The following is a 23,796-nucleotide window of genomic DNA, read 5'->3' as shown; positions in this document are numbered from 1 at the left end:
GATGGACACCTCGGAAGACATCCTGCAACAGGCATCCCCGGGATTGATCCCCGGGTCGGGCACAGCGCGCGCCGCAAAGCCGACGCGCCTGTCGCCCTCCTTCATCTCCTGGCTCCAGGCCGGGCCGATGATGCTGGTGTTTCTCGCCTTCTTCCTGATCCCTCTCGTCTTCGTCGTCATCGTCTCGTTCTGGGACTACAACGAATACCAGTTGCTGCCGGCCTTCTCCGGCCGCGGCTACACCGACACGTTCGAAGGCTGCATCGCCCAGCTCCCCGAGCTCTGCACGATCGGGCGAACCTATGTGATGACGCTGAAGCTCTGCTTCATGGTCTGGGCGATCACGCTGTTCATTGGCTTCTGGGTCGCCTATTTCCTCGCCTTCCACGTCAAGTCGAAGACCTGGCAGATGGGATTGTCGCTGCTCTGCACGATCCCGTTCTGGACCTCCAACGTGATCCGCATGATCGCCTGGATCCCGCTGCTCGGCCGCAACGGCCTCGTCAATTCCGGCCTGGTCAAGACCGGCCTGATCAACCACCCGCTGGAATGGCTCTTGTTCTCCGAATTCTCCGTGGTGCTGGCGCTGGTGCACCTCTTCACTTTCTTCATGGTGGTGCCGATCTTCAACTCGATGATCCGCATAGACAAGTCGCTGATTGAGGCCGCCTATGATGCCGGCGCGACGGGTTTCCAGACGCTGGTCAACGTCATCATTCCCCTGGCCAAGCCCGGCATCGTGATCGGCTCGATCTTCGTCATCACCATCGTGATGGGCGACTTCATCACCATCGGCGTGATGGGCGGCCAGCAGATCGCCGCTGCCGGCAAGATCATCGAGACGCGGGTCAACGCGCTGCAATTCCCGGCCGCCGCCGCCAACGCCGTCATCCTGCTCGTCATCACCTTCCTGATCATCACCATGATGTCGCGCATCGTCGACATCAAGAAGGAGCTCTAGAGCATGAAGGAAGGACGCCCGCGCTCGTTCTACGTGCTCGCGATCTTCTTCGCGGCCTATGTGCTGTTCCTCTACGGTCCCATGATCGCGATCTACGTGCTGTCGTTCCAGGGGCCGCAGGGCGGCCTCACCTTCCCGATGAACGGCGTGTCGACCTTCTGGATCGCAAAGCTGTTTAAGGGGACCGGGATCGTCGATCTCGGCGCCGCCTTCCGCCGTTCGCTATTGCTCGGCATCATCGTGATGATCGTCACCGTCGTGCTGTCGGTCGCCGCCGGCATGGCTTTCCGCCGCAAGTTCAAGGCGCAGAGCATCCTGTTCTATTCGGCGATCGCCAGCCTGATCGTGCCTTCGATCATCACCTCGCTCGGCATCTCGCTCGAATTCCGCATCATCGACGATCTGATCAAGGCGCATTGGAACGAGAATTTCGAGACCTCGATGGGCCTGCTCACGTCCGGCCTGGGTGCGCATCTGACCTGGACACTGCCGTTCGGCCTGCTCATCATGTTCGCGATCTTCAACCGCTTCGACCCCAGACTGGAGGAAGCCGCGCGCGATCTCGGTGCGACGCCGTGGCAGACGTTCCGTCACGTCGTGCTGCCGATCATCCTGCCCTCGGTGATCGGCATCGGCCTGTTCGGCTTCACGCTGTCCTGGGACGAGTTGGCGCGCTCGAGCCAGGCGATCGGGGCGGTGAACACGTTGCCGCTGGATCTGCAGGGCCTCACCACCACCGTGACGAACCCCGACATCTATGCGCTCGGCACCGTGATCTCGGCGGTGTCGTTCACCGTGATCACGCTTGCGCTCGGCACCATCCACGTGCTCAACAAGCGGCAGGCCGCAAAGGGTTCGGATGCCGGCCAAGGACTCGTCTAACGTGCTTGTCTGACAAAGGGCTCGTCTGATCGCGATGCGACTGCACGTCGTCAATCCCAACACCACCGCGTCGATGACGGCGAAGATCGCCGCTGCGGCGCGCGCGGTCGCGTTGCCCGGCACTGAGATCGACGCGCGCCAGCCGTCGATGGGCCCGGTCTCGATCGAGGGATTTTATGACGAGGCGTTCGCCGTCCCCGGCATGCTCGGCTGCATCCGCGAGGCCGACCGCGACGGTGCGGATGCCCACATCATTGCCTGCTTCGACGACACCGGCCTGGATGCCGCGCGCGCCGTCGCGAAGGCACCGGTGGTCGGCATCGGCGAGGCCGGCTTCCACATGGCGAGCCTGATCGCCGCGCGCTTCGCCGTGGTGACGACGCTAGGTGTCTCCATCGTGCCGATCGAGCACAATTTGCGGAAATACGGCCTCGCCGAACGCTGCGCCCGCGTCCGCGCCGCAGAGGTCCCGGTGCTCGCGCTCGAGCAACGCAATACCGATGCGCTCGCAAAGATTTCCACCGAGATTTCGGCCGCGATCCGCGACGACCGTGCGGAGGCGATCGTGCTCGGCTGCGCCGGCATGGCCGATCTCGCTGCCGAACTCGCCAGGGAGCACGGCCTGCCCGTCATCGACGGCGTCGCCGCAGCCGTGACGCTGGCGGAATCACTGGTGCGGCTGGGGCTGACGACGTCGCGACTCGGGCCGTATGCGGCGCCGCGGTCGAAGACTTATTCCGGAATGTTGTCGGGCTTTGAGCCGTAAGCATTGCACAACGGTGCTGCTCTATGCGGGAGCGGCGTGTCTTGCTGGCAACATCGGGATCCTTTTGCGGCGCCGAGTTCCCATGCTGTTGCGGCCGATGCGATGAACTGCAAGCTTGCCGGAAATGATTTGCAGATTCGGGGCGCGCGCGGTGGGGCTGAACGCAGCAAAATACTTGATCTCGACAGTTGCCGGAACGCTGGCATGGGCCGCTCTGGCGGGTTCGGCGCTGGCGGCCGACATGCCAGTGAAGGCGCTGCCGGCTGCGGCGTCATGGTCGGGATTCTACGCCGGCGTGTCGCTCGGCGCGCGCTGGGCGGCCAACGACTGGCAGACCAGTGACGTCTCCCCGAACTTCGGCGCCGGCGCGTTCGTGCCGACGGCTGGCACCGGCGGCGCAATCGACAGCGTCGCGGCGAGGTTCGGTGGTTATCTCGGCTACAACGCGCAGATCTCGACATCCTGGGTGGCGGGCGTCGAGGCCGATTTCGGGTGGGCCGACAACAAGAAGACGACAAATCCTCTGCCGGGGACGACCGGGCTCTTCTTCGGCGCGCCCTTAATCGGCCTCCCAACCGGGACAATGAAGGAGACCTGGGACGGCAGCCTTCGCGGCCGTCTCGGTTATCTCATGACGCCCGCTACACTGGTCTACGGCACGGGCGGCGTGGCGTGGCAGCGCCTCGAGCTGAATACCAATTGTACCGTCGTTCCCGGAAACAGCTTCTGCTTCGGCGCCTCTCACAACGAGACCTCTGCAACGACGCGAGTCGGATGGACCATCGGCGGCGGCGTCGAGCAAATGATCGCCGGGCACTGGCTGGTGCGCGCCGATTACCGCTATGCCGATTTCGGGACCTGGACCCAGACGTTCTTCACCGCCGGCGGGACCGGACTCGGGTTCGACGACCGCTTCACCGCGCACGTGAAGGTTCGCACCCACACGGCAACGATCGGCATCGCCTACAAGCTCTGAGGCGGAATCACCGACTCGCGCTCCGTCGAATCAGCTCGGCATTGCCTGCCTGGACGAGGCCGGCCGCGTACCGCTGCATCGAGATAGATCGGTACCCCAGAACCTTTTCTCGTCGAATTCCGTTCGTTCTCATGGGACCAGCCTCTTTTTGGTCCCATTTGTTGCTGATCAGTAACACTTTAGGGACGCCCCGGCGGCTTTCGGCTTGCCGGTCTTCGCCACGCACCAAGTTTCAATTTGGGTTTAGTCAGCGATGATCGATCTCGCAGCGGACACTCGGTCCAATCCCCTCCTTCGTCTCGGCGCCCAGCCCATCGCGCTGACCGCCGCCGCCCTCCTGCTGCTGATCGCGGGCGTCACCTCGATCGCGATCTGGCGCGCCTATACCGGCGCCGCACCTGAAACCGACCGGGTGGTGGCATCGCGGCAACTCCAGGCCCGCACGGCCCAGGCCTCCGAGCAGCTGGTCGAGAAGACCAAGGGGCTGGAGGCGACCCAGCAGGAATCGATCGACCAACTCCAGGTCGTGCAGGACCAGCTCACGACGATGAAGCGGCTGATGGCGGCGCAGCAGGCTGACACCAAGCGCCTATCCGAACAGGTCGCATCACTGAACGAGTCGATCGACGGCTTGCGGCAATCGTTTGCAAGCGCACGGGCGACCGAGGTTGAAACACCCTCGGTTACCCGCAGGAAACCGGCGCGACAGCGTGTCCACGCCAGTGCACGCAAGCGCGCGCGCGGCTGACCGCCCCCACCCGGTGGAACTTTTATTTTCGGCACTTGTGAACTGGATCACATTCGCCCGTATGATTCCGCGCGATGTTCACCGTTACCGGATGGCGTGAGCCGATTTCAATGTCCGGGGCTGGCAAGGTCGTTGACGGTATACTGCGTCAACGACCTTGTTTTTTATGGGATGCTATTCGCAGACGTCCACGCGGCGGATCCGCCAGCCTGCAGGCGTCATGACACGCTGACGCGCGACGTAGCAGCCGCCATACCCATCGTTGTAGTCGCCGTATCCGTTACGATAGCCGTAATAGGGGTACCCGTAACCGTAATAGCCACCGTAGTAGCCGGCACCGGCGATACCCGCCCCGATCGCAACTCCGGGCCAAAAGCCGCCGCCGTGCCAGTGGCCGCCGTGGCCCCAGCCACCACCGCCATGACCCCAGCCGCCATGCCCGAAGCCCCTGGCGTGGGCCACCTGCGGCGCCGACAGCCCGACCACTGCAACGGCCAGCGCCGCCATCATCATCCTGCGTAACATCACTCGATCCTCCGCGTGGACACGCTCCACGCTTCAACGCGGGATCAAGCTAGCGTCACTGGGGCATTCGGGACAGCCACGCTGTCTCACTTCCGCGCGAGCGTTCAGCACCCGCGGCAGATGCTTTTCAGCTTCTTGTCGAGGAGCTTGTTCTCGGCATTCACCGCGGCATCAGTTCCGCGGCCCGTGCCGCTGCCGGTCGTGCCTCCGGAGCCCGCGCCGGATGACTGAGCCGTACCCAGGCTGTTGGTGCCGGGCGGCGGAGCCGGCGAGTTGGCAACGCCTCCGCCCGATCCCGCCGGACCTCCGGTCGATCCGGCAGAACCGCCGCTCGCCTGCGCGAACGCGACGGCCGGCATCGCCGCGAGAGCAAAGATCACCATCAAGGTTTTGAGTGAGGCGGTTGCGGGCGATGCGGCCATTGAAATTTCTCCTGTGCCGGTCAACCGCCGCGGCGAAGTCCAGTTCCGGAACAAATATCGCCGCATCAGCTTGAATCAAAGGATCGCGCGATCGCGCGCAAGCTCATCACCTGCGACCTCCAACAACAGAAAGGTGAAGTCACGATGACCGATCGCGACCCTTTTGCAGAAGGCGAATACGCCGCGCGCCAAAACATTCCGGCTGAAGCCAATCCTTATTCAGACGGCAGCGATGAACACGCGTTGTGGTCGGCAGGCCATGAGAAAATTGCGAGCGCCATGGAAGCAAGCGAGTCCGAAGGCACTTAGCCGATCCGCTTCAGTCCCTTCTTGAAGCGCGGACCGTTGGCGACGTAGAACCTGGCCGCACTTCCCATCTTCTGCACCTGGGCGTCGTCGAGCGTGCGGATCACGCGCGCCGGCGAGCCAATGATCAGGGACCGTTCGGGGAACTCCTTGCCCTCAGTGATGACGGAGCCGGCTCCAACGATGCTGTTGCGGCCGATCTTGGCGCCGTTCATCACGATCGAGCCCATGCCGATCAGCGCGCCCTCCCCGATGGTGCAGCCGTGCAGGATGACGTTGTGGCCGACGGTGCAGTTCGTTCCGATGACCAGCGGAAAGCCGAGATCGGTGTGGCAGGTCGAGCCGTCCTGCACATTGGCGCCCTCGCCGATCTCGATCCATTCATTGTCGCCGCGCAGCACCGCGCCGAACCAGACGCTGGCACCAGGCTTCAGGCGCACGCGGCCGATGACCGTGGCGGTGTCCGCGATGAAATAATTGCCGTCAGCGGGAAGGTCGGGCGCCTGCCCGTCGAGCTCGTAGATCGCCATGGAAGTCTCCTGTCGCGTTGGCCACAGGCATAGCGAAACGGCAGCCGCGACGCAAAGGCGCCGGCGGCGCTCAATGCGCGGGCGTCAGCCCAGAACGCCGGCCGCGCGCAGCGTCATCAGGAAGAAGGTGCCGCTCATCATGCTCCAGAAACCGGCGATGAGGGTCGCCATCATCACGAACTCGGCGCGGCGGCTTTCCACCCGCATGCCGCGCAGCGTGTTGCGCATGATGATGAAGGGCGCGGCGAACACCAGGAACGGCACCGCAGCGAAGGTCTTCGGCGCCACGCCGTCCTGCAACAGGCCGAAGCCGGCGGGCCGCTGCGCCAGCGCCTGGTATCCGTTCACGAGCGCGCCCGCGAGCGCGAAACCGATGAAGATGGAGAAGAAGGTATTGAGAGCTTCAGGTGTCATCGGAACGGTCCGCCCTTACGCAACGCCGGAGCATTCCTGTGACAAATCGTGCCGGTTAACGCTACATTATCCTTAAGGGAAGGTTAACGCCGCCGTCCCGTCCACGCAGGGCCGTCCCCGCCCCCCGCAGGCGGGAACGCTGCGGGATATCACCGCCGCGTGGCATATTCGCCGCTGATTCGTCGGCCACCGGCCGACTTCCGGCTCGACCTCGCGCAAGCTCATGACGGTGTTTTCGGCAGCTCCCCAAAGATCCCCCCGCACGCGCACCTGGGCGCATGCCGTCCCGATCGTGCTCGGCGGCATTGCTGCGGGCTGCGCGGTCGCGCTCGTCGCCTATCTGTTGTGGCCGACCTGGGGCACCCGCGGCGCGGACGCCCCGGACAAGCTGCCGGTGAGCGTCGGCGGCACGCTGTTCAACCTGCCGGTGACGGCGATCCGCATGAAGATCCAGCGGCACTCCGGGCCGCAGGAGCGCATCGATCTCGACTTCGTCTATCCGTCGCTCGCGCCGCCCAGCGCGCCGAAGCACGTCACCGCCGACACGGTGGAAGCGGCGGTGCAATCGATCGACCGCATCTTCCTGTCGATCGCAGCCCATCACGATGCGCTCTCGCCCGAGCAGCGGGCAGCCACGATCTATCCGCGCTATCTCGACCAAGCCGCGGCGGCGCCCGCAGATGGCCTGACGATGCGGATGTTCCGCGCCGACACGCCCTACGGCAGCGAAGACTTCTATTCGGCGGCCAGCCCGGCGCTGACCGCGCGCTGCACCCGCGATGCGGCCACCCCGGGCATGTGCCTGTCCGAGCGCCGGGTCGGCGGCGCCGACCTCACCTTCCGCTATCCGCGGAGCTGGCTGTCGCACTGGCACGATGTGGCGGAGGCGATGGACAGGCTGACGGCGCAGCTGCGCGGGCCGAAGGGATGAGCGGGGCCCGTTCGGCCCAGGTCTTTTGTGAAAACTGTCCGAAGTGAAATTGCGAAAACAACCCCATGCACAGTAGCCAAGCGCCTGTGATTGTTCGTATTTTCCGAAGTCGAATTTAGCGCTTTGATGTCGTCATGGGGCAGTTGTGAAGCTTCTGTTCGTCATTGCGAGCGCAGCGAAGCAATCCAGAATCCCTCTGCGGAAACATTCCTGGATTGCTTCGCTGCGCTCGCAATGACGGAGGAGAGACTTATTCCTGATCGACGAGATCGTCCTCGAGGATCGCCATCTGGAACTGGAACGAGCGATCGTCGTCCTCGTCGTCGACGAACAGCACGCCGATGAACTCCTCGCCGATATAGACTTCGGCGGAATCGTCCTTCTTGGGCCGCGGCACGACGCGGATCTTGGGATTGCCGAATACGCGCTTCAGATACGCATCGAGCTTTCTGACTTCTTTCACGTCCACGGCAAGTCTCCGATCGAAAATGGCAGGCCGCGTTTTAGGACGAGACGCGACGAACCGCCAGCATGAATTGCCAAAGAATTTGGGGACGAAAAAGGCTGGAGAATCCAGCCCTTACACGCGAGCTCAAAGCCCCGTCGCGTTGATCATCTGATCCATGGTGCGCGACGGCTCGGCGCAGCCGGCCTCGCCGACGATCTTGGCGGGCACGCCCGCGACCGTGACGTTGTGCGGCACCGGCTTGACCACGACCGAGCCCGCGGCGATGCGCGCGCAATGGCCGATCTCGATGTTGCCGAGGATTTTTGCGCCGGCGCCGATCAGGACGCCATGGCGGATCTTCGGATGACGGTCCTCGTTCTCCTTGCCGGTGCCGCCGAGCGTGACGCCGTGCAGGATCGAGACGTCGTCCTCGATCACCGCCGTCTCGCCGCAGACGAAGCCGGTGGCGTGGTCGAGGAAGATGCCGCGGCCGATGCGTGCGGCGGGATTGATGTCGGTCTGGAAGACCGCGGAGGCGCGGCTCTGGAGATAATACGCGAAATCCTTGCGGCCCTTCAGCCAGAGCCAGTGCGCCAGGCGATGGGTCTGGATCGCGTGAAAGCCCTTGAAGTAGAGCAAGGGATCGATGAAGCGCGAGGTCGCGGGATCGCGGTCGTAGACCGCGACGAGATCGGCGCGGAAAGCGTTGCCGAGATCGGGATCGTCGCGCAGCGCCTCGCCATAGGTCTGGCGCACGAGGTCACCCGACAGCGCAGAGTGATCGAGCCGGTCGGCGACGCGGTGGATCACCGAATCTTCCAGGCGGCTGTGATGCAGCACCGTCGAATAGATGAAGGTCGCAAGCTCGGGCTCGCGACGGACGATGTCCTCCGCTTCGCCCCGGATCCGCTCCCAGATCGGATCGAGCGATGCGAGCTTTCCTCCCGGATTGACCTGATGCACTGTCATGGATTTGCTCTTTGGGATTTGCTCTTCGAATGGGCTCGTTTGACCTGCTCTATAGCACAGTCTAGGCGACGAAGTCCTGACCGGCTTGCCTGAGAGTGAACAGCGCCTTGCCTCGCGAAACCACGACAAGACGTTGAAACACAACAGTTTCTTTCGGAGACCAATCAGCGAGGTCGGCTCAAAGTGGTCAGAGTTTCGCCAAATTCAAGCCGGACGGCATCAAACTATTGGTGAATTCTCCGCCCACCGTTATTGCGGGCATGGTTCCACAGCGAGGACGGGGAGCGAATTTGAGCATCACCACCGATCGATTGCGCGCGCGCGCCGCTGATAATTTTTGGCTGCGCGTGGCGGCGGTGGCCCTGCCCCTGCTGATGATCGCGCCGGCGTTCTGGAATGGCTATCCGTTGTTGCAATGGGATACCGGCGGCTATCTGGCGCGCTGGTACGAGGGCTATCTCGTCCCCAGCCGCTCAACGGTGTTCGGCCTCTATCTGCACTATGGCGAGAGCTTCGGCTTCTGGATCAACCTCGCGGTCCAGTCGCTGGCGACGCTGTGGCTGTTGCAGCTCACGCTTCGCGTGCTCTCGATGATGCAGACCTTCCGCTTCGTCGCGATTAGCCTCGGCCTGATGCTGTCGACCGCGCTGCCTTGGCTCGCGAGCATGCTGCTCACCGACATCTTTGCCGGGCTTTCGGTACTGTCGCTGTTCCTGCTGATTGTGGGCGCAGGCCGCACCTCGACGGTCGAGAAGATCTCGCTGTTCGTCTTCACCGCCTTTGCCGCGGCGACCCACAGCGCCACGCTCGGCGTGCTGCTCGGTCTTTGCGTCGCGGGCTGGATCGGCCGGCCGTTTCTGAAGGAGCGCCTGCCGCTGGCCGGATTGGCGCAGGCCAGCCTCACCATCGTTGCGGGCGGCCTGATGCTGGTCTCGGCGAATTATGCACTGTCCGGCAAGCTGGCCTGGACGCCCGGCGGTACCGGCGTCGCCTTCGGCCGCATGATGCAGGACGGCATCGTCGCGCGCTATCTCAATGACCATTGCCCGCACGAACGCTACAAGCTGTGCCCGTATCGCAACGAGCTGCCGGCGAGCGCCGACGAGTTCCTGTGGGGCAAGAGCGTGTTCAACACGCTCGGCCGCTTCGAAGGCATGAACGATGAGATGGGCACCATCGTCGTGCAGTCGCTGAAGGAGTATCCGGCCTGGCAGGCCGGCGCGGCGCTGCGAGCGATGGGCCAGCAATTGCTGCATGTGGCGACCGGCGAAGGCACTAATGGCTGGATCCCGCACACCCGTGGCATCATCGAGCGCCATGTCCCTGCCCAGGTCGCGCCGATGCGCGCGGCGCGGCAGCAGAATTGGCAGCTCGACTTCACCGCCATCAACTGGCTGCACGTGCCGGTCGCGCTGGCCTCGATGCTGGCGCTGGTCGGCCTGCTCGGCCAGGCGCTGGCGCACCGCCGGCTCGACGACCTGACATTGCTGGCGGCGACCGTGACGCTGGCGCTGCTCGGCAACGCCTTCATCTGCGCCGTGATCTCGGGGCCCCACGACCGCTACGGCGCAAGGATGGTGTGGGTTGCGACGTTTGTGGTGATGATGGCGCTGGCGAGGTCAAGCACCCATCCAGCGTCCGGAAAGTTCGGGGTTCGACCGCATCACCTGCTCTGAAAGGAAATCCGCGACGGCGCGGACGCGGGCGGACCCAGCCAGGTCAGCGTGGGTCACCAACCAGACGCTGGCGTTGAACATCTGATCGTTGGGGATGACGCGAATGAAGTCGTCCTTCAGCGTCAGGAAATCTGGAACGACTGCCAGGCCGAGACCCGCCCGCACCGCGGCGATCTGTGCAGGCAGGCTGCTGGTGACGAGCGCGATTTTGCAGCCGGGATGCTCTCTTGCAAGCCACTCCGCGGCGGGCAGATGCGCGTGGCTGTCATCCCAGGCGATGAAGTGCCGCCCTCCGAGTGGTTCGCCCTCAACATATGGATGCCGCTCGAGATAGTCGCGGCTGCCATAGACGGAGTAAGCCATGTGGCCCACGCGTCGGACCTTCAGGTTGCCTCGCGCAGGCCGAACGACACGAAGCGCGATGTCCGCCTCACGGCGGTCAAGCTCCGCCGTGGCCGTGCTGGTGATGATCTCCAGGCAGATGTCCGGATAGAGCCCTCGGAATGGCGCTAGGGCGGGGATGACGAGGTCCGTCGCGAGACTCTCGGAGGTTGCGAGCCTCACGGTCCCCGTGGGCTTGCTGTCGAGACCTGCCGCACTTCGCTGAAGAGCCATGATGCTGTCCTCGACGAGCTCCGCCTGCCGGAACACCTCCCGCCCCTCGTCTGTCAGGAAATATCCGGTCTGATGTCTCTGGAAGAGCGTCATGCCGAGGCTCTCCTCGAGCTCGATGACGCGGCGGCTCACGGTGGACTGGCTCACCCGGAGGTTTGTTGAAGCCAGGGTAAGGCTGCTGGTCCGCGCTACGGCCAGGAAATAGCGCAGGTCGTTCCAATCCATGGACGTTTTCCATTTTTGACAAACCATTCTCCATCATCGTTCGTTGTTTTCGGAACAGGCCGCAACGACATTCTTTTCGGTTCTCAGATGCCGCTCACAAAATCAGCTGCATCTGACGAACCGCAGTCCACCAGCCATCGGAGAAATCATGCTGAAACGACGAAAACTCGGTCGACAGGGATTGGAAGTTTCCTCCCTGGGCCTCGGCTGCATGGGTATGAGCCACGCTTACGGTCGTCCGGACGACACGGAATCGATCGCCACGATCCACCGTGCGATCGAGCTCGGCTGCACCTTCTTCGACACCGCCGAAGTCTATGGTCCTTTCACCAACGAGGAGTTGGTCGGCCGTGCGCTCAAGGGCCGTCGGACGCAGGTGCAGATCGCGACCAAGTTCGGCTTTATCATCGGTAAGGGTCTCTTTGCAGGCGCGGATAGCCGTCCGCAGCACATCCGAGAGGTCGTCGAGGCGTCGCTCAAGCGGCTGCAGACCGATTATATCGATCTGCTCTATCAGCATCGCGTCGACCCTGCCACGCCGATCGAAGACGTGGCCGGCACGGTCAAAGAGCTGATCGCCGAGGGAAAGGTTCTTCACTTTGGATTGTCCGAGGCCGGCACCGAGACGATCCGTCGCGCCCACGCCGTCCAGCCGGTGTCCGCGTTGCAAAGTGAATATTCGATCTGGGAGCGCAATCTGGACGACGGAATCATGCCCCTTTTGGATGAGCTGGGCATAGGTCTCGTCCCGTTCAGCCCCCTTGGTCGCGGATTTTTGACGGGGACGGCCAAGCGTGCAGAAGAATATTCCGCCGACGATTTTCGCTCGAAAGGCGATCCGCGACTGCAAGGTCAGAACTTCGACGCGAACATGCGCATCGCCAATCTGGTACGAGAGATCGCGAAACCCTACGGCGCAACGCCCGGCCAAGTGGCGCTCGCTTGGCTGCTTCAGATCAGGAACGACGTGGTTCCGATTCCCGGCACCAAGCGGAGAAGCTACCTCGAAGAGAATCTCGGGGCGGACAAATTGACGCTTTCTGCCGACGACGTGAAGCAGCTAAATGGCGCGCTCGTTGCTTTCTCCGTCTCTGGCGAACGCTACGGGGCTGCGGCGTTGGCAATGGTAGATCGCTGAATCGTCACCATCGGCTGCCGCCCCGATGTGACCATATCCCGTGGACGAAAATACCTGCGCCGAGCTCGGCCAGAAGCAAAGGGAATCGCGTGTTCGACGGTAGAATCATCGGCGGCATCACCGTCTTCGTCGCGGTTGCGAAGGCGGGAAGCTATGCCCGCGCCGCCGATCAGGTCGGACTCTCGCGCTCCGGCGTCGGCAAGGCCATCGCGCGTTTGGAAGAGCGGACCGGCATGCGGCTGTTCGATCGAAACAGCCGCGCGCTGAAGCTGACCGATCAAGGGCGCGGCTTCCTGGAGGAAGTGACGCCGTTGATGGAGCGGCTCGGCGCGATCGCAACGCCCGACTCGCTCGCAGAGGTGCGCGGTCGTTTGCGGGTTTCGACGGACGCCGCCTTCGGTCCCTTCCTGCTCATGCCCGCTCTGCCCGAGCTGCTGCGTGCGCATCCTCGATTGCGGATCGACGTGCTGGTTCGCGACCGGATCGACAATCTGCTGGCCGAGGGGGTCGATGTGGCGATCCGTTTCGGCGACCCCGATGCGCGCGGGTTGGACAAACAGGCTATCCTGCAAAGCCGCGTGGTGACGTGCGCAACGCCCTCCTATCTCGCGGCGCGGGGGGTGCCAGAGACGCCGGAAGATATCGCCCATCACAACTGCGTCAGGCTGATCGACGACGTCACGGGCAAGCCGCACAGCTGGGACTTCCTGAACGATGCCGGCGATGCCCGATCGATCGCGCCCGATTGCGGTCTCGTGGTCAATGACGCACCGCTGCTGGTGGCTGGAGCGCTGCATCATGTCGGCATCGTCCGTCTTCTTGACTTTATTGCCGAGGAGCATTTGCGCGCCGGGCGGCTCGTCGAAGTGTTGCCGGATTGGAATCGACGGATGTGGCCCGCCTGTCTCTACACACCCGAGACCGCACACCCGTCCCCCGCTATCCAGGCGTTCAAGCGCTTCATGTTCGAGCGAGACTTCGCGCAGACGAGGACCGAGACACCGGTGACCAGCCGTCCCCGCTGACGCGACATTTCGGAGACGAACCAAACAAGGGCTCGCGCTATTAGCGGTACGAGGTTTCAACGCCGCGGATCGGAGACGTGTGAACATGCCCCCCAAGCTAGCGATGCTCCTCGCAGGCGCGGTCGTGCTCGCCACGCAGAGCCTCGGCCGGGCACAGGACAACAGCCGCATGAGTTCATCGGCAGAAGAACAGAATCGGACCTTCATCAACGCCGCCTTCGAACGCTGGTCTCGCGGAGAAGGAGATGTCTTCACTCTCCTCGCCGAGGACGCGACGTGGCAGATCGTCGGCGCCGATCCCGAGGTCGCGAAGACCTATGACAGCCGCGATGCGCTGCTGGCGGCGGCCGCGCGCCCACTGGCCGCGCGGTTGAAAACACCCCTCAAGCCCAGCGTCCGCAAGGTCTGGGCGGACGGCGACGATGTGCTGGTCCATTGGGACGGAAGGGCCGAACTCATCAACGGCACCTCCTACGAGAACAGCTATATGTGGATCATGACGGTCAAGGGCCAGCGGATCGTCGCCGTCACAGCTTTCCTTGACATCCCCGCCTTCAAGGCTGCGCTCGCATCGCCTCCGCGGGCTGATTGAGACGACGAACTCCCATTCATTTGGCTTTCTCAAGAGGAAATCAGTGCCCTGGATCGAAGCAAACGCCAACGTCGCCGTGACGTTGACCGTGAATGGCGTGTCTCATCGCCTGGAATTGGATGCACGCGTCACGCTGCTCGACGCCTTGCGCGAGCATCTTCGGCTGACCGGTACCAAGAAGGGCTGCGATCACGGTCAGTGCGGTGCCTGCACTGTGCTGGTGAACGGCCGCCGCATCAACAGCTGCCTTTCACTGGCCGCAATGCACGGCGCGGACAACATCACGACGATCGAGGGCCTTGGCACGACGGACGCGCTACACCCGCTCCAGGCGGCATTCGTCGCGGCGGATGGCTTGCAATGCGGCTATTGCACCGCTGGCCAGATTTGTTCCGCGATGGGGATGCTCGAGGAATGGCGCGCAGGCTGGCCGAGCCATGTCGGCGAGCATGCCCCTGCCGAGGCGATCACCGCAGCAGAGATTCGCGAGCGCATGAGCGGCAATCTTTGCCGCTGCGCCGCCTATCCGCGCATCGTCGAGGCGATCCAGCGTTACGCAGGCGACGAAGGAGCTTCCACATGATGCCCTTCGAGTACCTTCGTGCGGGCAATGAAGCAGACGCGCTTCAGGCCGCCGCGGATCGTCCAGACGCGCGCTTTATCGCCGGAGGCACCAACCTGCTGGATCTCATGAAGCTGGGCATCGAGCGGCCGCCGCAGCTGATAGATATCGGCGGGCTCGATCTGCGCACCATGGCGGAAACGCCGGATGGTGGCTTGCGCATCGGCGCGCTGGTGACCAACGCGGAGCTGGCGGCACACCCGCTGGTGCGGGCGCGCTATCCGCTACTGTCGCAGGCGATCCTCGCGGGCGCTTCAGGACAGCTGCGGAACAAGGCGACGACCGGCGGCAACCTGCTGCAGCGGACCCGCTGCTACTACTTCTACGACCCTGCTTCACCCTGCAACAAGCGCGAACCGGGAACCGGCTGCGCGGCGATCGGCGGGTTCAACCGAATCATGGCGATCCTCGGCACGTCTGCCCATTGCATCGCGTCTCATCCGTCGGACATGGCCGTGGCGATGCGTGCCCTGGATGCGAGGGTGGAGACGCGGCAGCGGGACGGCCAGATGGAGGTCCGTGCGCTCGATGCGCTTTATCGTCTGCCGGGCGAGACGCCGCACATCGACCATACGCTCGCGCCAGGCGAACTGATCACCGCTGTAGTGCTGCCTGCCCCCCTGAACGGCCGTCAGCGTTATCGCAAAGTGCGCGATCGCGCCTCCTATGCCTTCGCACTCGTTTCGGTCGCCGCCACGCTTGCCGTCGAAGATGGCATGATCGTGCAAGCGGCCATGGCCTTCGGCGGCGTGGCTCCCATGCCCTGGCGGGACCGCACGGCGGAGGCATTGCTGATCGGCCAAACGCCAAGCCAAGCGCTGTTCGAACGCTGTGCGGATGCAGTGACGGCCGAGGCGCAGGGCCAGGGCGGCAACGACTTCAAGATAACACTGCTGCGGCGGACACTCGCCGCCTGCCTCACGGATCTGACGGGGAATGTGCCATGACCGAGGCGATCGTGAAGATGGATACGCCCTTCGCGGACAGCCTGCTCGACCGCGTGCCGGCTCCGCTCGTCGGCACCGAGCTGCCGCGGATCGACGGACCGCGCAAAGTGACCGGGACTGCGCGTTACGCTGCAGAGCATTTTCCCGATGGCTTGGTCCACGGCGTCCTGCTACGCGCCCCGTTCGGATGTGGCCGCATTACCAAGGTGGATCCTGCGGAAGCACTGGCGATGCCGGGCGTGCTTGCGGTCATTCGAGACGAGCGGATGGTCCGCAATGGGGGCGGCTTTGCCGGCGCTGCGGCGCCGGTGCAGGGGGTGGAGGAAGTCGCGTATTTCGGCCAGCCGATCGGACTGGTCGTCGCAGACAGTCTCGAGCGTGCCCGCGCCGCGGCCTTGTGCGTGCGCCTGACGTTCGAGACGGCGCCCGGCGTATTCGACATGGTGGCTTCGCGCGAAACCGCGCTGCCGCCAACTGACGATATTTTTGGGCTCTTCCTCATTCATACCGAACAAGGCGATGTCGCGCATGCCGCAAGCGAGGCATCCGCTCTGGTCGACGCCGTCTGGCAGACTCCCAGCCAGAGTCATGCGGCGATGGAGCCGCATGCCTCGGTGGCGATTTGGCAGGATGGGCAGCTGACCCTGCATGGATCTTACCAGTCGCCGGTCGTGACGAGGGACCAGCTGGCGACGGTAATGGGCCTGGAACCTACGCAGGTTCGCATCCTCTCGCCCTTCGTCGGCGGCGGCTTCGGCGGCAAGCTGGGAGTGATGCCGGAGGCCGTAGCGGCGGCGATCGCCGCGCAACAGCTTGGCCGTCCGGTGAAGGTCGTCATGACGCGCCAGCAGGTGTTCGAGATGACCGGCCGGCGTCCGATGACTTATCAGCGCTTGCGACTTGGCGCAGATGCGGCCGGACAGCTCACGCTCGTCCAGCATGACACGATCACCGATCAACTGACAGGCGAAGTGTTCTTCGAACCCGCCGGCCTCGCCACCCACCTGCTCTATGCGGGCGCGAACCGGCAGGTGGACCACAAGGTGGTGCGTACCAACAAACTGCTCGGCGTGTCGATGCGCGCGCCGGGCGAAGCGGTGGGGCAACTCGCGCTCGAATGCGCCATGGACGAGCTGGCGGAGGCGTTGAATCTCGATCCGATCGAATTCCGGCTCCGCAACGAACCCGAGCGGCACCCTGAAACGGGCGTTCCCTTCTCCAGCCGCGCGTTGGTCGCGTGCCTCAAACAAGGCGCAGCGCGCTTCGGCTGGCCCACGCGCAGCCGCGATCCCGGCGCGTTCCGGGACGGCGAATGGCTGGTCGGGTACGGGATGTCCTCTGCGGCACGCGGCAATCTGTTCGGACCAAGCCGGGCACGGGTGCGAATCGAAGGCGACGGGCGCGTAACCGTGGAAACCGAGATGACCGATATCGGGACGGGCACGTACACCATCCTTGCGCAGATTGTGGCGGACCTCCTCGGCGTGGAGCTCGCGCAGGTGGACGTGCGGCTCGGCGATACCGACGATCCCGCAAGCGCCGGTTCGGGCGGCAGCTGGGGCGCGACGACGAGCGGCTCCGCCGTCTATGCTGCGTGTTCAGAACTGCGCGTCCGGCTTGCCGCCGCTGCCGGTGCGCCGGTGGATGCGATCACGCTGGCGGGCGGCGTGCTGACGGCGCCGGGAATCCGGCGGCCGATCACCGACCTCGTCGGCAATGGCTTGGCAGTGGAAGGCGTGGCCCAGCCGGGCGAGAGCAACACCCGCCTCAACCAGACATCCTACGGCGCACATTTCTGCGAAGTCAGGGTGCACGCGGTCACCGGTGAGATGCGGGTCGCGCGATGGAGCAGCGTGTTTGCGGCCGGCCGAATCCTCAACCTCAAGACCGCGACCTCGCAAGCGATCGGCGGCATCGTGCTGGGAATCGGCGGGGCACTGACCGAAGAGCTGATCCATGATCCTCGCTCCGGAAAGGTCGTCAATCGCGACCTCGGCGAGTATCACGTTGCAGTGCATGCCGACATCCCTGCTATCGACGTCCATTTCCTGGAGGAGCGGGATTCTGTGGCCAATCCGCTGCTCGCAAAGGGCGTGGGCGAGTTGGGCGTGTGCGGTGCAGGCGCGGCTGTTGCGAACGCAGTCTACAATGCCACCGGCGTGCGCGTGCGGGAGTTTCCAATCACGCTCGACAAGCTGCTGCATGGCTTGCCGCCGCTGACGAGCGCCACATCGCGGACGTGACGTCCGTACGGTCGACACTCCCCCGATGACCCTCAGCCTGCGCCCGATCAAGGAGGATTGGCTCGTGAAGCACTATCTTCTCATTTTGGAGTTTGGAGAGACGTACGAGGCTCGGCGGCAGGAATTTCGCAACGATCACCTCACGAAGGCCTGGGCTGCGGCCGAGCGCGGCGAACTTGTCCTTGCGGGTGCTCTGACGGATCCGCTCGATGCCGGAGTCATTCTCTTCAAAGGGGAAAGCGCTGCGGTCGTGGAAAGATTCGTGAAGGAAGACCCCTATGTGAACAATGGGCTGATCCAGAGCTGGCGCATTCGCGAATGGGCGACTGTCGTCGGCAAGGATGCGTCGGCAAAATTATGGCCGGAGCGGTGAAAGCGGGCTTGCATGCATCCGTCCAATTTGGACTCGAACGATGCTGCTTGGCCCGGTTTCGCGTGCGACTGGCACCCGCCCCGGCGCCGCAATTGACACTTCGAGATTCTTCAAACCGTCTTGGCGAGTGCGAGCAGCCTGAAATCCTCAAGTGCCGCGTGCCGATGGGGCGCGACTTCGCGTTGGTAAGTCTCAGTCTCGACGATCGAGCGAAAGGTAGCGAAATCGCCGTACTCGTTGATCGCCGCTTCGTCCCAGTGTTCGCCCGGCGAACCGACGAGGCTCGCAAGGACCGGGACGGAAAACACCCGCACCAGCGGCTTCCCGGTTGCGAGACGCCGGAATGCCGGCCTGTAGCGTTCATTAAAGGCTTCCCGTCCCGAGCAAGGCGCAGCGTCGAATCCATCCTCATAACGCGCATGCGCGCGGTAGCGCAGCAGATTGAGCATATATATGGGCTGGCCCGGTGGAATCGCGCGCTCCGCGGCATCAAGGGCTTGCAGAGTGATTTCTATGGGGTTCATCGGACTTCCCGTGTTTTAGCGCTGCAAAATGAGCGCTGACGCTTCCTTAGCTAGCCGGTTGGGAATGGCCCTTGTAGTGCCTGGGTAGCCATGACTATGTGGACTGTATGTCCACAACAAATTTGCCTCCCGACCTCTCGCGTCTTCTTGCCTTCGTCCGCGTCGTCGAGGCGGGCTCCTTCGCCGAAGCCGCGCGGCGGGCGGGGACGACCACATCGGCGATGTCCAAGGCAGTGGCCCGCCTCGAAAAGGCTCGCGGGTTGCGGCTTTTGCATCGCTCCACCCATTCGTTGGCGCTCACTGAGGAGGGCGACAGGTTGATGGCGGCGGGACGCGCGTTGGTCGAAAGTCTCGCCCATGTCCAATCCGCGCTCGGCGAAGTCGCGCGCGACGAAGGCGGACGGGTGCGCGTGACCGCCCCCGCCTCGTTCGCGCGCGCCTGCATCCTGCCGCGACTGCCGGCGTTCCTGCGGGAACGGCCGGAAATCGAGATCGAGGTCAAATTCCGCAACGAGATTCTCGATCTCGCAGCGGAAGGCGTCGACGTCGCGATCCGCTCGGGGCCGCTCGACCGCGCGCCCGGCCATCAGGCGCGGCGGCTTTGCACGTTCTCCTGGATCGCTTGCGCCTCGCCTGCCTATCTGAAGGCGCGCGGCGCGCTGGCGACTCCAGACGAGCTTTCCGCGCACGACCACGTCGGCTTCCGCAATCCCGCGAGCGGTCAGATCCTGACCTGGCGCTTTGCCGACCCGCGCGGCAAGGGATCCATTCGCGTCACGCCCAAGCCCAAACACATTTGCGACGACGCGCACGCTTCGCTCGCGTTGGTGGTGAATGGGTTCGGGGTCGGCTGGGGGCCGGCGTGGCTCGTCCAGGAAGACCTCCGCACCGGCCGGCTGGTCGAGGTGTTGGCGCCCTGGCGCGCGTCCGGAGAACCCCTGTGGATGCTGCGCACCTCCGACCGCCGCCCGCCCCTGCGCACGCAGCGCGTCATGTCGTTCCTCATCACGCTTGCCGCTGGGTTCAGCGACAAGGCGGTGTGAAGCATCGGTCGCCACCGCAATTGAGGCGCCAAGGACACCGAGCTCCAGGTCCCGGGATTTGGTCGGCGAAGAGACCCTCTTGGCCTTTTGCCGGCTCAGCCGCGGCGGGAGAGGAAATCGAGCACGCCGTTTTTGTAGACCTTGTCGCCGACCGCACGCATATGGTCGCGGTTCGGAATGTCCAGCACTTCCGCATCCGGAATGATCGCGCCTAGCGCGCTGGCAGAACCTGCAACATCATCGGTCGAACCGACCGCGATCAGCACGGGCACATCGATGCGCGCGGCTTCGTCCTTCGTCATCAGGTCGCGCGTGCCGCGCAGGCAGGCGGCGAGCGCGCGGCGGTCGGAGCGGGTCTGATCGGCGAACGCGCGAAAGGTGCGGCCGACGGGATCGGTGACGTCATCAAGCGACGGCGCTTCGAGTGCCTTGGCGACGTTCTCGCCGGGTCCGGTGCCCTCGATCAGGCCGCCGATGCCGATGCCGCCGAGAATCGCCGAGCGCAGGCGCTGCGGCTCGTTGAGGGAGAGCCACGCCGTCATCCGTCCGCCCATCGAATAGCCCATGATGTCGGCCTGCGGGATGGCGAGATGATCCATCAGCGCGAGCACGTCGCCGGCCATTACGGGAATCGAATATTGCGCGGGCTCGTAGAGCTTTGCGCTTTCGCCATGGCCGCGATTGTCGAGCGCGATGACGCGTCGGCCGTTCTTGCGCAGCTCCGACACCCAGGTCGGGTAGACCCAGTTCACGTTCTTGCTCGAGGCAAAGCCGTGCACCAGGATGATCGGATCGCCCTCGCCTTCGTCGAGATAGGCAATTTCAACGGCGCCGTTGTGAAAGCTCGGCATCATCAGTTCCGTGAGGTCTTGTGGGGATCAGTCGATCTTAGAGCACGATCCGGAAAAGAGTGCAGCGGTTTTCCGGCAACATCATGCTCAAACAATAACCCGGAGCGCCGCGCGCCTCAGGCCGTGACGGCCGCGTTTGCCAGAGCAGCTTCGGCTGTGATCCGGGCACGGCGCAGCCGCCGCGCCCGTTTGCGATCGCACCAGGCCTGGGTCAAGCTCTCGGTGGTCGCCTTGATGGATGAGAGAAGGCCGAACAGCGTCAGTGCCGCGCCGAACAGCCACAGCGTCAGATCGAACGCGCCGCCGATCAGCAGCAGGGCGCCGCGGCCCAAGAGCTTCATGATGGCGCGCGCCTTGCCGCCTTGCGCTTCGGCAAGCCGCGCCGCGCGCGCGACGTCCTTCGGACCTTCGGCGATGCGCAGCGTATCCATCGCCCCGCGCGTGCCGGTTTTCTCGGCGACGCGGGTGACGTCCTTGCCGAGCCGGACCAGCGCACCGGCCTTCTCGGCGCGAAACGCGGCCTTGATGGCGGTCGCGGTTTCGCCGGGACGGAAGATCGAACCCTTGGCGACTGCGGTCTGCAGCATCGGCGTATCGACGATTTCGCGCGCCGAGCGTCCGGCCCATTTGGCGAGCCCGTCGCCGAGCCGACCGACCTTGCGCGCATCCTTGACCAGCGTCAGCCCGGCGCGCGCCGGCGCGGCACCGCCGACGGACACGTAAGTGGCCGCCGTCACCGCAAGGCCGGCGGCCGCAAGCCCGAGCACGAGGCGGTCGGTGTCCTCGCCCATGGCAAGGTGCTTGCCCTCGCGCACCACGTCCCTGATGTCGCCGATCACGAAGAGATCGCCCGCCACCGTCCCGGACAGGCTCGCGACGTCGTCGGCATTGCCGGTGACAAGACCAGTGGCGAACCGTTTGGCAAAATGCGAGGTGGAACTCTCGGCTTTGACCGCGTCATTGACCCGGCTCAGGAGGTCCTCGGGCAGCGCGATGTCGCGGTCCCGCGCCAGCGCGACGAAACTGTCGGCGAGATCGGCATCGCCGGCGGCGAGTGCGGCTTCGATATTGTCCTGAACCATGCGGTCATTGTGCCGCAGCAGTTGATCGAGCTTCAGCTCGGAGAGCACGGCCGGATCATCCTGGGCGGCGAGGATCGCGCCGGCCTCGCGAGCGTGCGGTGCTACCTGCGCGAGCAGGAAGCCGCAGGCCGCGATACCGGTCAACGCTGTGCTGATTCGCAGCCATTTCATGTGGAAGAACCCGGCGATCCCTAAAATCGTCTGCGCCTTACGATTCGTCGTTCGGTGCAATTTGCTCGTCCAGGAGACATAGTATGCCAAAATTGCGACACAACGTCCCCGACGAAAGAAGGGCTTCTCTCAGGCCTCAAGATTGTGTCGAATTTGCATGAGCAAATGAGCATGGGGCGATTGCGGAGCTATCGGTTCCGCCGGACTAGCAATCATCGACACCCGCCAGTATGGTCCGCGGCGCCTTAAAGATGCCGCGTCAGTTCGTGATTGTGTCTGCCGCCATTGCCACTCCAGGATGAGTTAGATGTCCGACCATGTCGTCCCGCACTTCCACAACGATGCCGGTGTCGCCGTCATCGAGATCGGCTCGCAAGAGTTCATGTGCGTGGGCGCCAACCCTCCGTTCGACCATCCGCACGTCTTCCTCGACCTCGGCAACGACAACGAGATCATCTGCCCCTACTGCTCGACGCTGTACCGCTTCGCGGCCGATTTGAAGGCGGGCGAAGCCCGTCCGCCGGAATGCGTCCTGAAGGACAAGGTGGCCTGACCGCGTCCATCGGTCAGGGGTGGCGCTCTCCCGAACGATTGTCATCGCCGGTGCCGGCATCGGTGGACTGACGGCCGCGCTCGCGCTCGCAGCCCGCGGCTTTCGCATCGTCGTGCTGGAGAAGGCCGAGCGGCTCGAGGAAGTCGGCGCCGGCCTGCAACTCTCCCCCAATGCCAGCCGCGTGCTGGTCGAGCTCGGGCTCACCGAGCGTCTCGAGCTGCGCGCCGTCGTCCCGGAAGCGGTCTCGATCATGAGCGCGCGGGCCGGCGGCGAGCTCTTGCGCATGCCGCTCGGTGAAGCCGCATCGCTGCGGGCCGGCGCCCCCTATTGGGTGGTGCACCGCGCCGACCTGCAATCGGCGCTGGCGGGCGCCGTTGCCGACCATCCCGACATCGACCTGAAGCTGGGCGCGACCTTCGAAGACGTCGCGCCTCATGCTAAGGGGCTGACAGTGGTCCATCGCAGCGGAACGATCCGCCGCAGCGATCTCGCCAGCGCCCTGATCGGCGCCGACGGGATCTGGTCGACGGTCCGCCAGCATCTGTTTCCCGAGGTGCAGCCGCGCTTCTCCGGGCTGATCGCCTGGCGGGGCACGCTGGATGCCACGCAACTGCCGAAGGACTACACCGCGCGCCGGGTGCAGCTGTGGATGGGCCCGAATGCCCATCTCGTCGCCTATCCGATCGCGGGCGGGCGCCAGATCAACGTGGTCGCGGTGCTGCCGGGTACCTGGAACAGGGCGGGCTGGAGCACGCCCGGCGATCCCCTCGAGGTGATGGACGCCTTCGCCGCGCCGCGCTGGCCGGCCTCGGCGCGCATGATGCTCGCCACGGTCGAGAGCTGGCGGAAATGGGCGCTGTTCGGCGTGCCCGACGGCTGCCCCTGGAGCAAGGGTCCGGTGGCGCTGCTCGGCGATTCCGTGCATGCGATGCTGCCTTTTGCAGCCCAGGGCGCCGGCATGGCGATCGAGGATGCGGCGGTGCTCGCCCGGCGCCTCAGCTTCGAGGCCGCCGAGAGCACGGCGGGCATCAACGCTGCGCTGACGCAATATGGCCGTGCCCGCCAGGCGCGGGTGCGGCGGGTGCAGCGGACCGCGCGGCAGCAGGGCCGCATCTATCATCTCAGCGGACCGCTTGCGGCCGCGCGCGATCTTGCGATCCGCGCGCTCGGCCCGGACCGCATGCTGGCGCGGCAGGACTGGATTTACGGCTGGCGGCCCTGATGCGAAGCGCCGCGCC

At 64.6% G+C, this 23,796-nt stretch carries 28 protein-coding genes; 18 read left to right on the top strand and 10 right to left on the bottom strand.

The window, feature by feature from the left end; translation table 11 throughout:
- The first annotated feature begins 1 nt into the window (after nt 1).
- From C7G42_RS27245 to C7G42_RS27225, 5 genes are all read left to right on the top strand, one after another.
- The gene (locus C7G42_RS27245; RefSeq protein ID WP_106951996.1) at nt 2-961 is read left to right on the top strand and encodes an ABC transporter permease; all 960 of its coding nucleotides are present in this window, start codon (nt 2-4) and stop codon (nt 959-961) included.
- A 3-nt stretch (nt 962-964) separates the two neighbouring features.
- Entirely contained in the window at nt 965-1,843 is an 879-nt protein-coding gene (locus C7G42_RS27240; RefSeq protein ID WP_106951995.1) for an ABC transporter permease, read from the top strand.
- A 34-nt stretch (nt 1,844-1,877) separates the two neighbouring features.
- Nucleotides 1,878-2,609 (top strand): aspartate/glutamate racemase family protein, encoded by a 732-nt coding sequence (locus C7G42_RS27235; protein ID WP_106951994.1) that lies wholly within the window; start codon nt 1,878-1,880, stop codon nt 2,607-2,609.
- A 175-nt stretch (nt 2,610-2,784) separates the two neighbouring features.
- Nucleotides 2,785-3,585 (top strand): outer membrane protein, encoded by an 801-nt coding sequence (locus C7G42_RS27230; protein ID WP_245427975.1) that lies wholly within the window; start codon nt 2,785-2,787, stop codon nt 3,583-3,585.
- Between the two features lie 253 nt (nt 3,586-3,838).
- A complete protein-coding gene (locus tag C7G42_RS27225) occupies nt 3,839-4,333 on the top strand; it encodes a hypothetical protein (protein ID WP_106951992.1) in 495 nt (164 codons plus the stop codon).
- Between the two features lie 174 nt (nt 4,334-4,507).
- Here C7G42_RS27225 and C7G42_RS27220 read toward each other — a convergent pair whose 3' ends face one another.
- Together C7G42_RS27220 and C7G42_RS27215 are read right to left on the bottom strand one after the other, a co-directional pair.
- Entirely contained in the window at nt 4,508-4,858 is a 351-nt protein-coding gene (locus C7G42_RS27220) for a hypothetical protein (RefSeq protein ID WP_106951991.1), read from the bottom strand.
- A gap of 104 nt (nt 4,859-4,962) precedes the next feature.
- A complete protein-coding gene (locus C7G42_RS27215) occupies nt 4,963-5,280 on the bottom strand; it encodes a hypothetical protein (RefSeq protein ID WP_106951990.1) in 318 nt (105 codons plus the stop codon).
- A gap of 144 nt (nt 5,281-5,424) precedes the next feature.
- On the opposite strand from C7G42_RS27215, the gene C7G42_RS35490 reads away from it, so the two are divergent.
- Nucleotides 5,425-5,589: a hypothetical protein gene (locus tag C7G42_RS35490; RefSeq protein WP_199581168.1), complete on the top strand. Its 165-nt coding sequence runs from the start codon at nt 5,425-5,427 to the stop codon at nt 5,587-5,589.
- On the opposite strand, the gene C7G42_RS27210 is transcribed toward C7G42_RS35490, so the two are convergent.
- Complete coding sequence (locus tag C7G42_RS27210; RefSeq protein ID WP_106951989.1) at nt 5,586-6,116, bottom strand: gamma carbonic anhydrase family protein; 531 nt, start codon at nt 6,114-6,116, stop codon at nt 5,586-5,588. The genes C7G42_RS35490 and C7G42_RS27210 overlap by 4 nt on opposite strands.
- An 84-nt stretch (nt 6,117-6,200) precedes the next feature.
- Nucleotides 6,201-6,530, bottom strand: coding sequence for a DUF6949 family protein (locus C7G42_RS27205; RefSeq protein WP_106951988.1), 330 nt, complete (start codon nt 6,528-6,530; stop codon nt 6,201-6,203).
- A 223-nt stretch (nt 6,531-6,753) separates the two neighbouring features.
- Here C7G42_RS27205 and C7G42_RS27200 point away from each other — a divergent pair, with 223 nt between their 5' ends.
- The gene (locus C7G42_RS27200) at nt 6,754-7,461 is read left to right on the top strand and encodes a hypothetical protein (RefSeq protein WP_106951987.1); all 708 of its coding nucleotides are present in this window, start codon (nt 6,754-6,756) and stop codon (nt 7,459-7,461) included.
- 250 nt (nt 7,462-7,711) lie between these two features.
- Here the strand turns inward: C7G42_RS27200 and C7G42_RS27195 are convergent, their stop codons facing one another.
- Nucleotides 7,712-7,930 carry a DUF3126 family protein gene (locus C7G42_RS27195; protein WP_007602550.1) on the bottom strand — a complete coding sequence of 73 codons (219 nt, stop codon included), beginning with the start codon at nt 7,928-7,930 and terminating at the stop codon, nt 7,712-7,714.
- Between the two features lie 123 nt (nt 7,931-8,053).
- Nucleotides 8,054-8,878 carry a serine O-acetyltransferase gene (gene cysE, locus C7G42_RS27190; protein WP_094972141.1) on the bottom strand — a complete coding sequence of 275 codons (825 nt, stop codon included), beginning with the start codon at nt 8,876-8,878 and terminating at the stop codon, nt 8,054-8,056.
- A 290-nt stretch (nt 8,879-9,168) separates the two neighbouring features.
- Between cysE and C7G42_RS27185 the strand changes: the two genes are divergently transcribed.
- The gene (locus C7G42_RS27185; protein WP_199581167.1) at nt 9,169-10,554 is read left to right on the top strand and encodes a hypothetical protein; all 1,386 of its coding nucleotides are present in this window, start codon (nt 9,169-9,171) and stop codon (nt 10,552-10,554) included.
- On the opposite strand, the gene C7G42_RS27180 is transcribed toward C7G42_RS27185, so the two are convergent.
- Nucleotides 10,498-11,394, bottom strand: coding sequence for a LysR family transcriptional regulator (locus tag C7G42_RS27180; protein ID WP_106951986.1), 897 nt, complete (start codon nt 11,392-11,394; stop codon nt 10,498-10,500). The genes C7G42_RS27185 and C7G42_RS27180 overlap by 57 nt on opposite strands.
- Nucleotides 11,395-11,539: 145 nt before the next feature.
- Between C7G42_RS27180 and C7G42_RS27175 the strand changes: the two genes are divergently transcribed.
- The 7 genes from C7G42_RS27175 to C7G42_RS27145 all read left to right on the top strand — a co-directional run bounded on the left by C7G42_RS27175 (nt 11,540) and on the right by C7G42_RS27145 (nt 18,334).
- Nucleotides 11,540-12,532 carry an aldo/keto reductase gene (locus tag C7G42_RS27175; RefSeq protein ID WP_199581175.1) on the top strand — a complete coding sequence of 331 codons (993 nt, stop codon included), beginning with the start codon at nt 11,540-11,542 and terminating at the stop codon, nt 12,530-12,532.
- 89 nt (nt 12,533-12,621) lie between these two features.
- Nucleotides 12,622-13,557 carry a LysR family transcriptional regulator gene (locus tag C7G42_RS27170; RefSeq protein ID WP_158537639.1) on the top strand — a complete coding sequence of 312 codons (936 nt, stop codon included), beginning with the start codon at nt 12,622-12,624 and terminating at the stop codon, nt 13,555-13,557.
- An 85-nt stretch (nt 13,558-13,642) separates the two neighbouring features.
- Nucleotides 13,643-14,149, top strand: a complete 507-nt coding sequence (locus tag C7G42_RS27165; RefSeq protein WP_106951983.1) for a nuclear transport factor 2 family protein — start codon at nt 13,643-13,645, stop codon at nt 14,147-14,149.
- Nucleotides 14,150-14,201: 52 nt separating this feature from the next.
- A complete protein-coding gene (locus tag C7G42_RS27160) occupies nt 14,202-14,732 on the top strand; it encodes a 2Fe-2S iron-sulfur cluster-binding protein (RefSeq protein ID WP_245427987.1) in 531 nt (176 codons plus the stop codon).
- Nucleotides 14,729-15,718, top strand: coding sequence for an FAD binding domain-containing protein (locus tag C7G42_RS27155; protein ID WP_106951982.1), 990 nt, complete (start codon nt 14,729-14,731; stop codon nt 15,716-15,718). Before C7G42_RS27160 ends, C7G42_RS27155 begins: the two co-directional genes overlap by 4 nt.
- Nucleotides 15,715-17,961 carry a xanthine dehydrogenase family protein molybdopterin-binding subunit gene (locus tag C7G42_RS27150; RefSeq protein ID WP_106951981.1) on the top strand — a complete coding sequence of 749 codons (2,247 nt, stop codon included), beginning with the start codon at nt 15,715-15,717 and terminating at the stop codon, nt 17,959-17,961. The genes C7G42_RS27155 and C7G42_RS27150 overlap by 4 nt, the downstream gene beginning before the upstream one ends.
- 25 nt (nt 17,962-17,986) lie before the next feature.
- The gene (locus C7G42_RS27145; RefSeq protein WP_106951980.1) at nt 17,987-18,334 is read left to right on the top strand and encodes a YciI-like protein; all 348 of its coding nucleotides are present in this window, start codon (nt 17,987-17,989) and stop codon (nt 18,332-18,334) included.
- Between the two features lie 110 nt (nt 18,335-18,444).
- Here C7G42_RS27145 and C7G42_RS27140 read toward each other — a convergent pair whose 3' ends face one another.
- Nucleotides 18,445-18,858 carry a hypothetical protein gene (locus C7G42_RS27140; RefSeq protein ID WP_106951979.1) on the bottom strand — a complete coding sequence of 138 codons (414 nt, stop codon included), beginning with the start codon at nt 18,856-18,858 and terminating at the stop codon, nt 18,445-18,447.
- A 107-nt stretch (nt 18,859-18,965) separates the two neighbouring features.
- Between C7G42_RS27140 and C7G42_RS27135 the strand changes: the two genes are divergently transcribed.
- Entirely contained in the window at nt 18,966-19,901 is a 936-nt protein-coding gene (locus C7G42_RS27135) for a LysR family transcriptional regulator (RefSeq protein ID WP_106951978.1), read from the top strand.
- Between the two features lie 95 nt (nt 19,902-19,996).
- Here the strand turns inward: C7G42_RS27135 and C7G42_RS27130 are convergent, their stop codons facing one another.
- Nucleotides 19,997-20,752, bottom strand: a complete 756-nt coding sequence (locus C7G42_RS27130; protein WP_106952037.1) for an alpha/beta fold hydrolase — start codon at nt 20,750-20,752, stop codon at nt 19,997-19,999.
- 116 nt (nt 20,753-20,868) lie between these two features.
- Nucleotides 20,869-22,005 (bottom strand): hypothetical protein, encoded by a 1,137-nt coding sequence (locus C7G42_RS27125; protein WP_106951977.1) that lies wholly within the window; start codon nt 22,003-22,005, stop codon nt 20,869-20,871.
- Between the two features lie 307 nt (nt 22,006-22,312).
- On the opposite strand from C7G42_RS27125, the gene C7G42_RS27120 reads away from it, so the two are divergent.
- Complete coding sequence (locus tag C7G42_RS27120) at nt 22,313-22,558, top strand: zinc-finger domain-containing protein (protein ID WP_106951976.1); 246 nt, start codon at nt 22,313-22,315, stop codon at nt 22,556-22,558.
- A 19-nt stretch (nt 22,559-22,577) separates the two neighbouring features.
- The gene (locus C7G42_RS27115) at nt 22,578-23,780 is read left to right on the top strand and encodes an FAD-dependent monooxygenase (protein ID WP_106951975.1); all 1,203 of its coding nucleotides are present in this window, start codon (nt 22,578-22,580) and stop codon (nt 23,778-23,780) included.
- The last annotated feature ends 16 nt before the right edge of the window (nt 23,781-23,796 follow it).

This window comes from Bradyrhizobium sp. MOS003, from assembly GCF_003020125.1.
Lineage (GTDB): Bacteria > Pseudomonadota > Alphaproteobacteria > Rhizobiales > Xanthobacteraceae > Bradyrhizobium.
The sequence above is the reverse complement of the archived record's forward strand: the minus strand, read 5'-3'. Positions and strand labels throughout refer to the sequence as shown.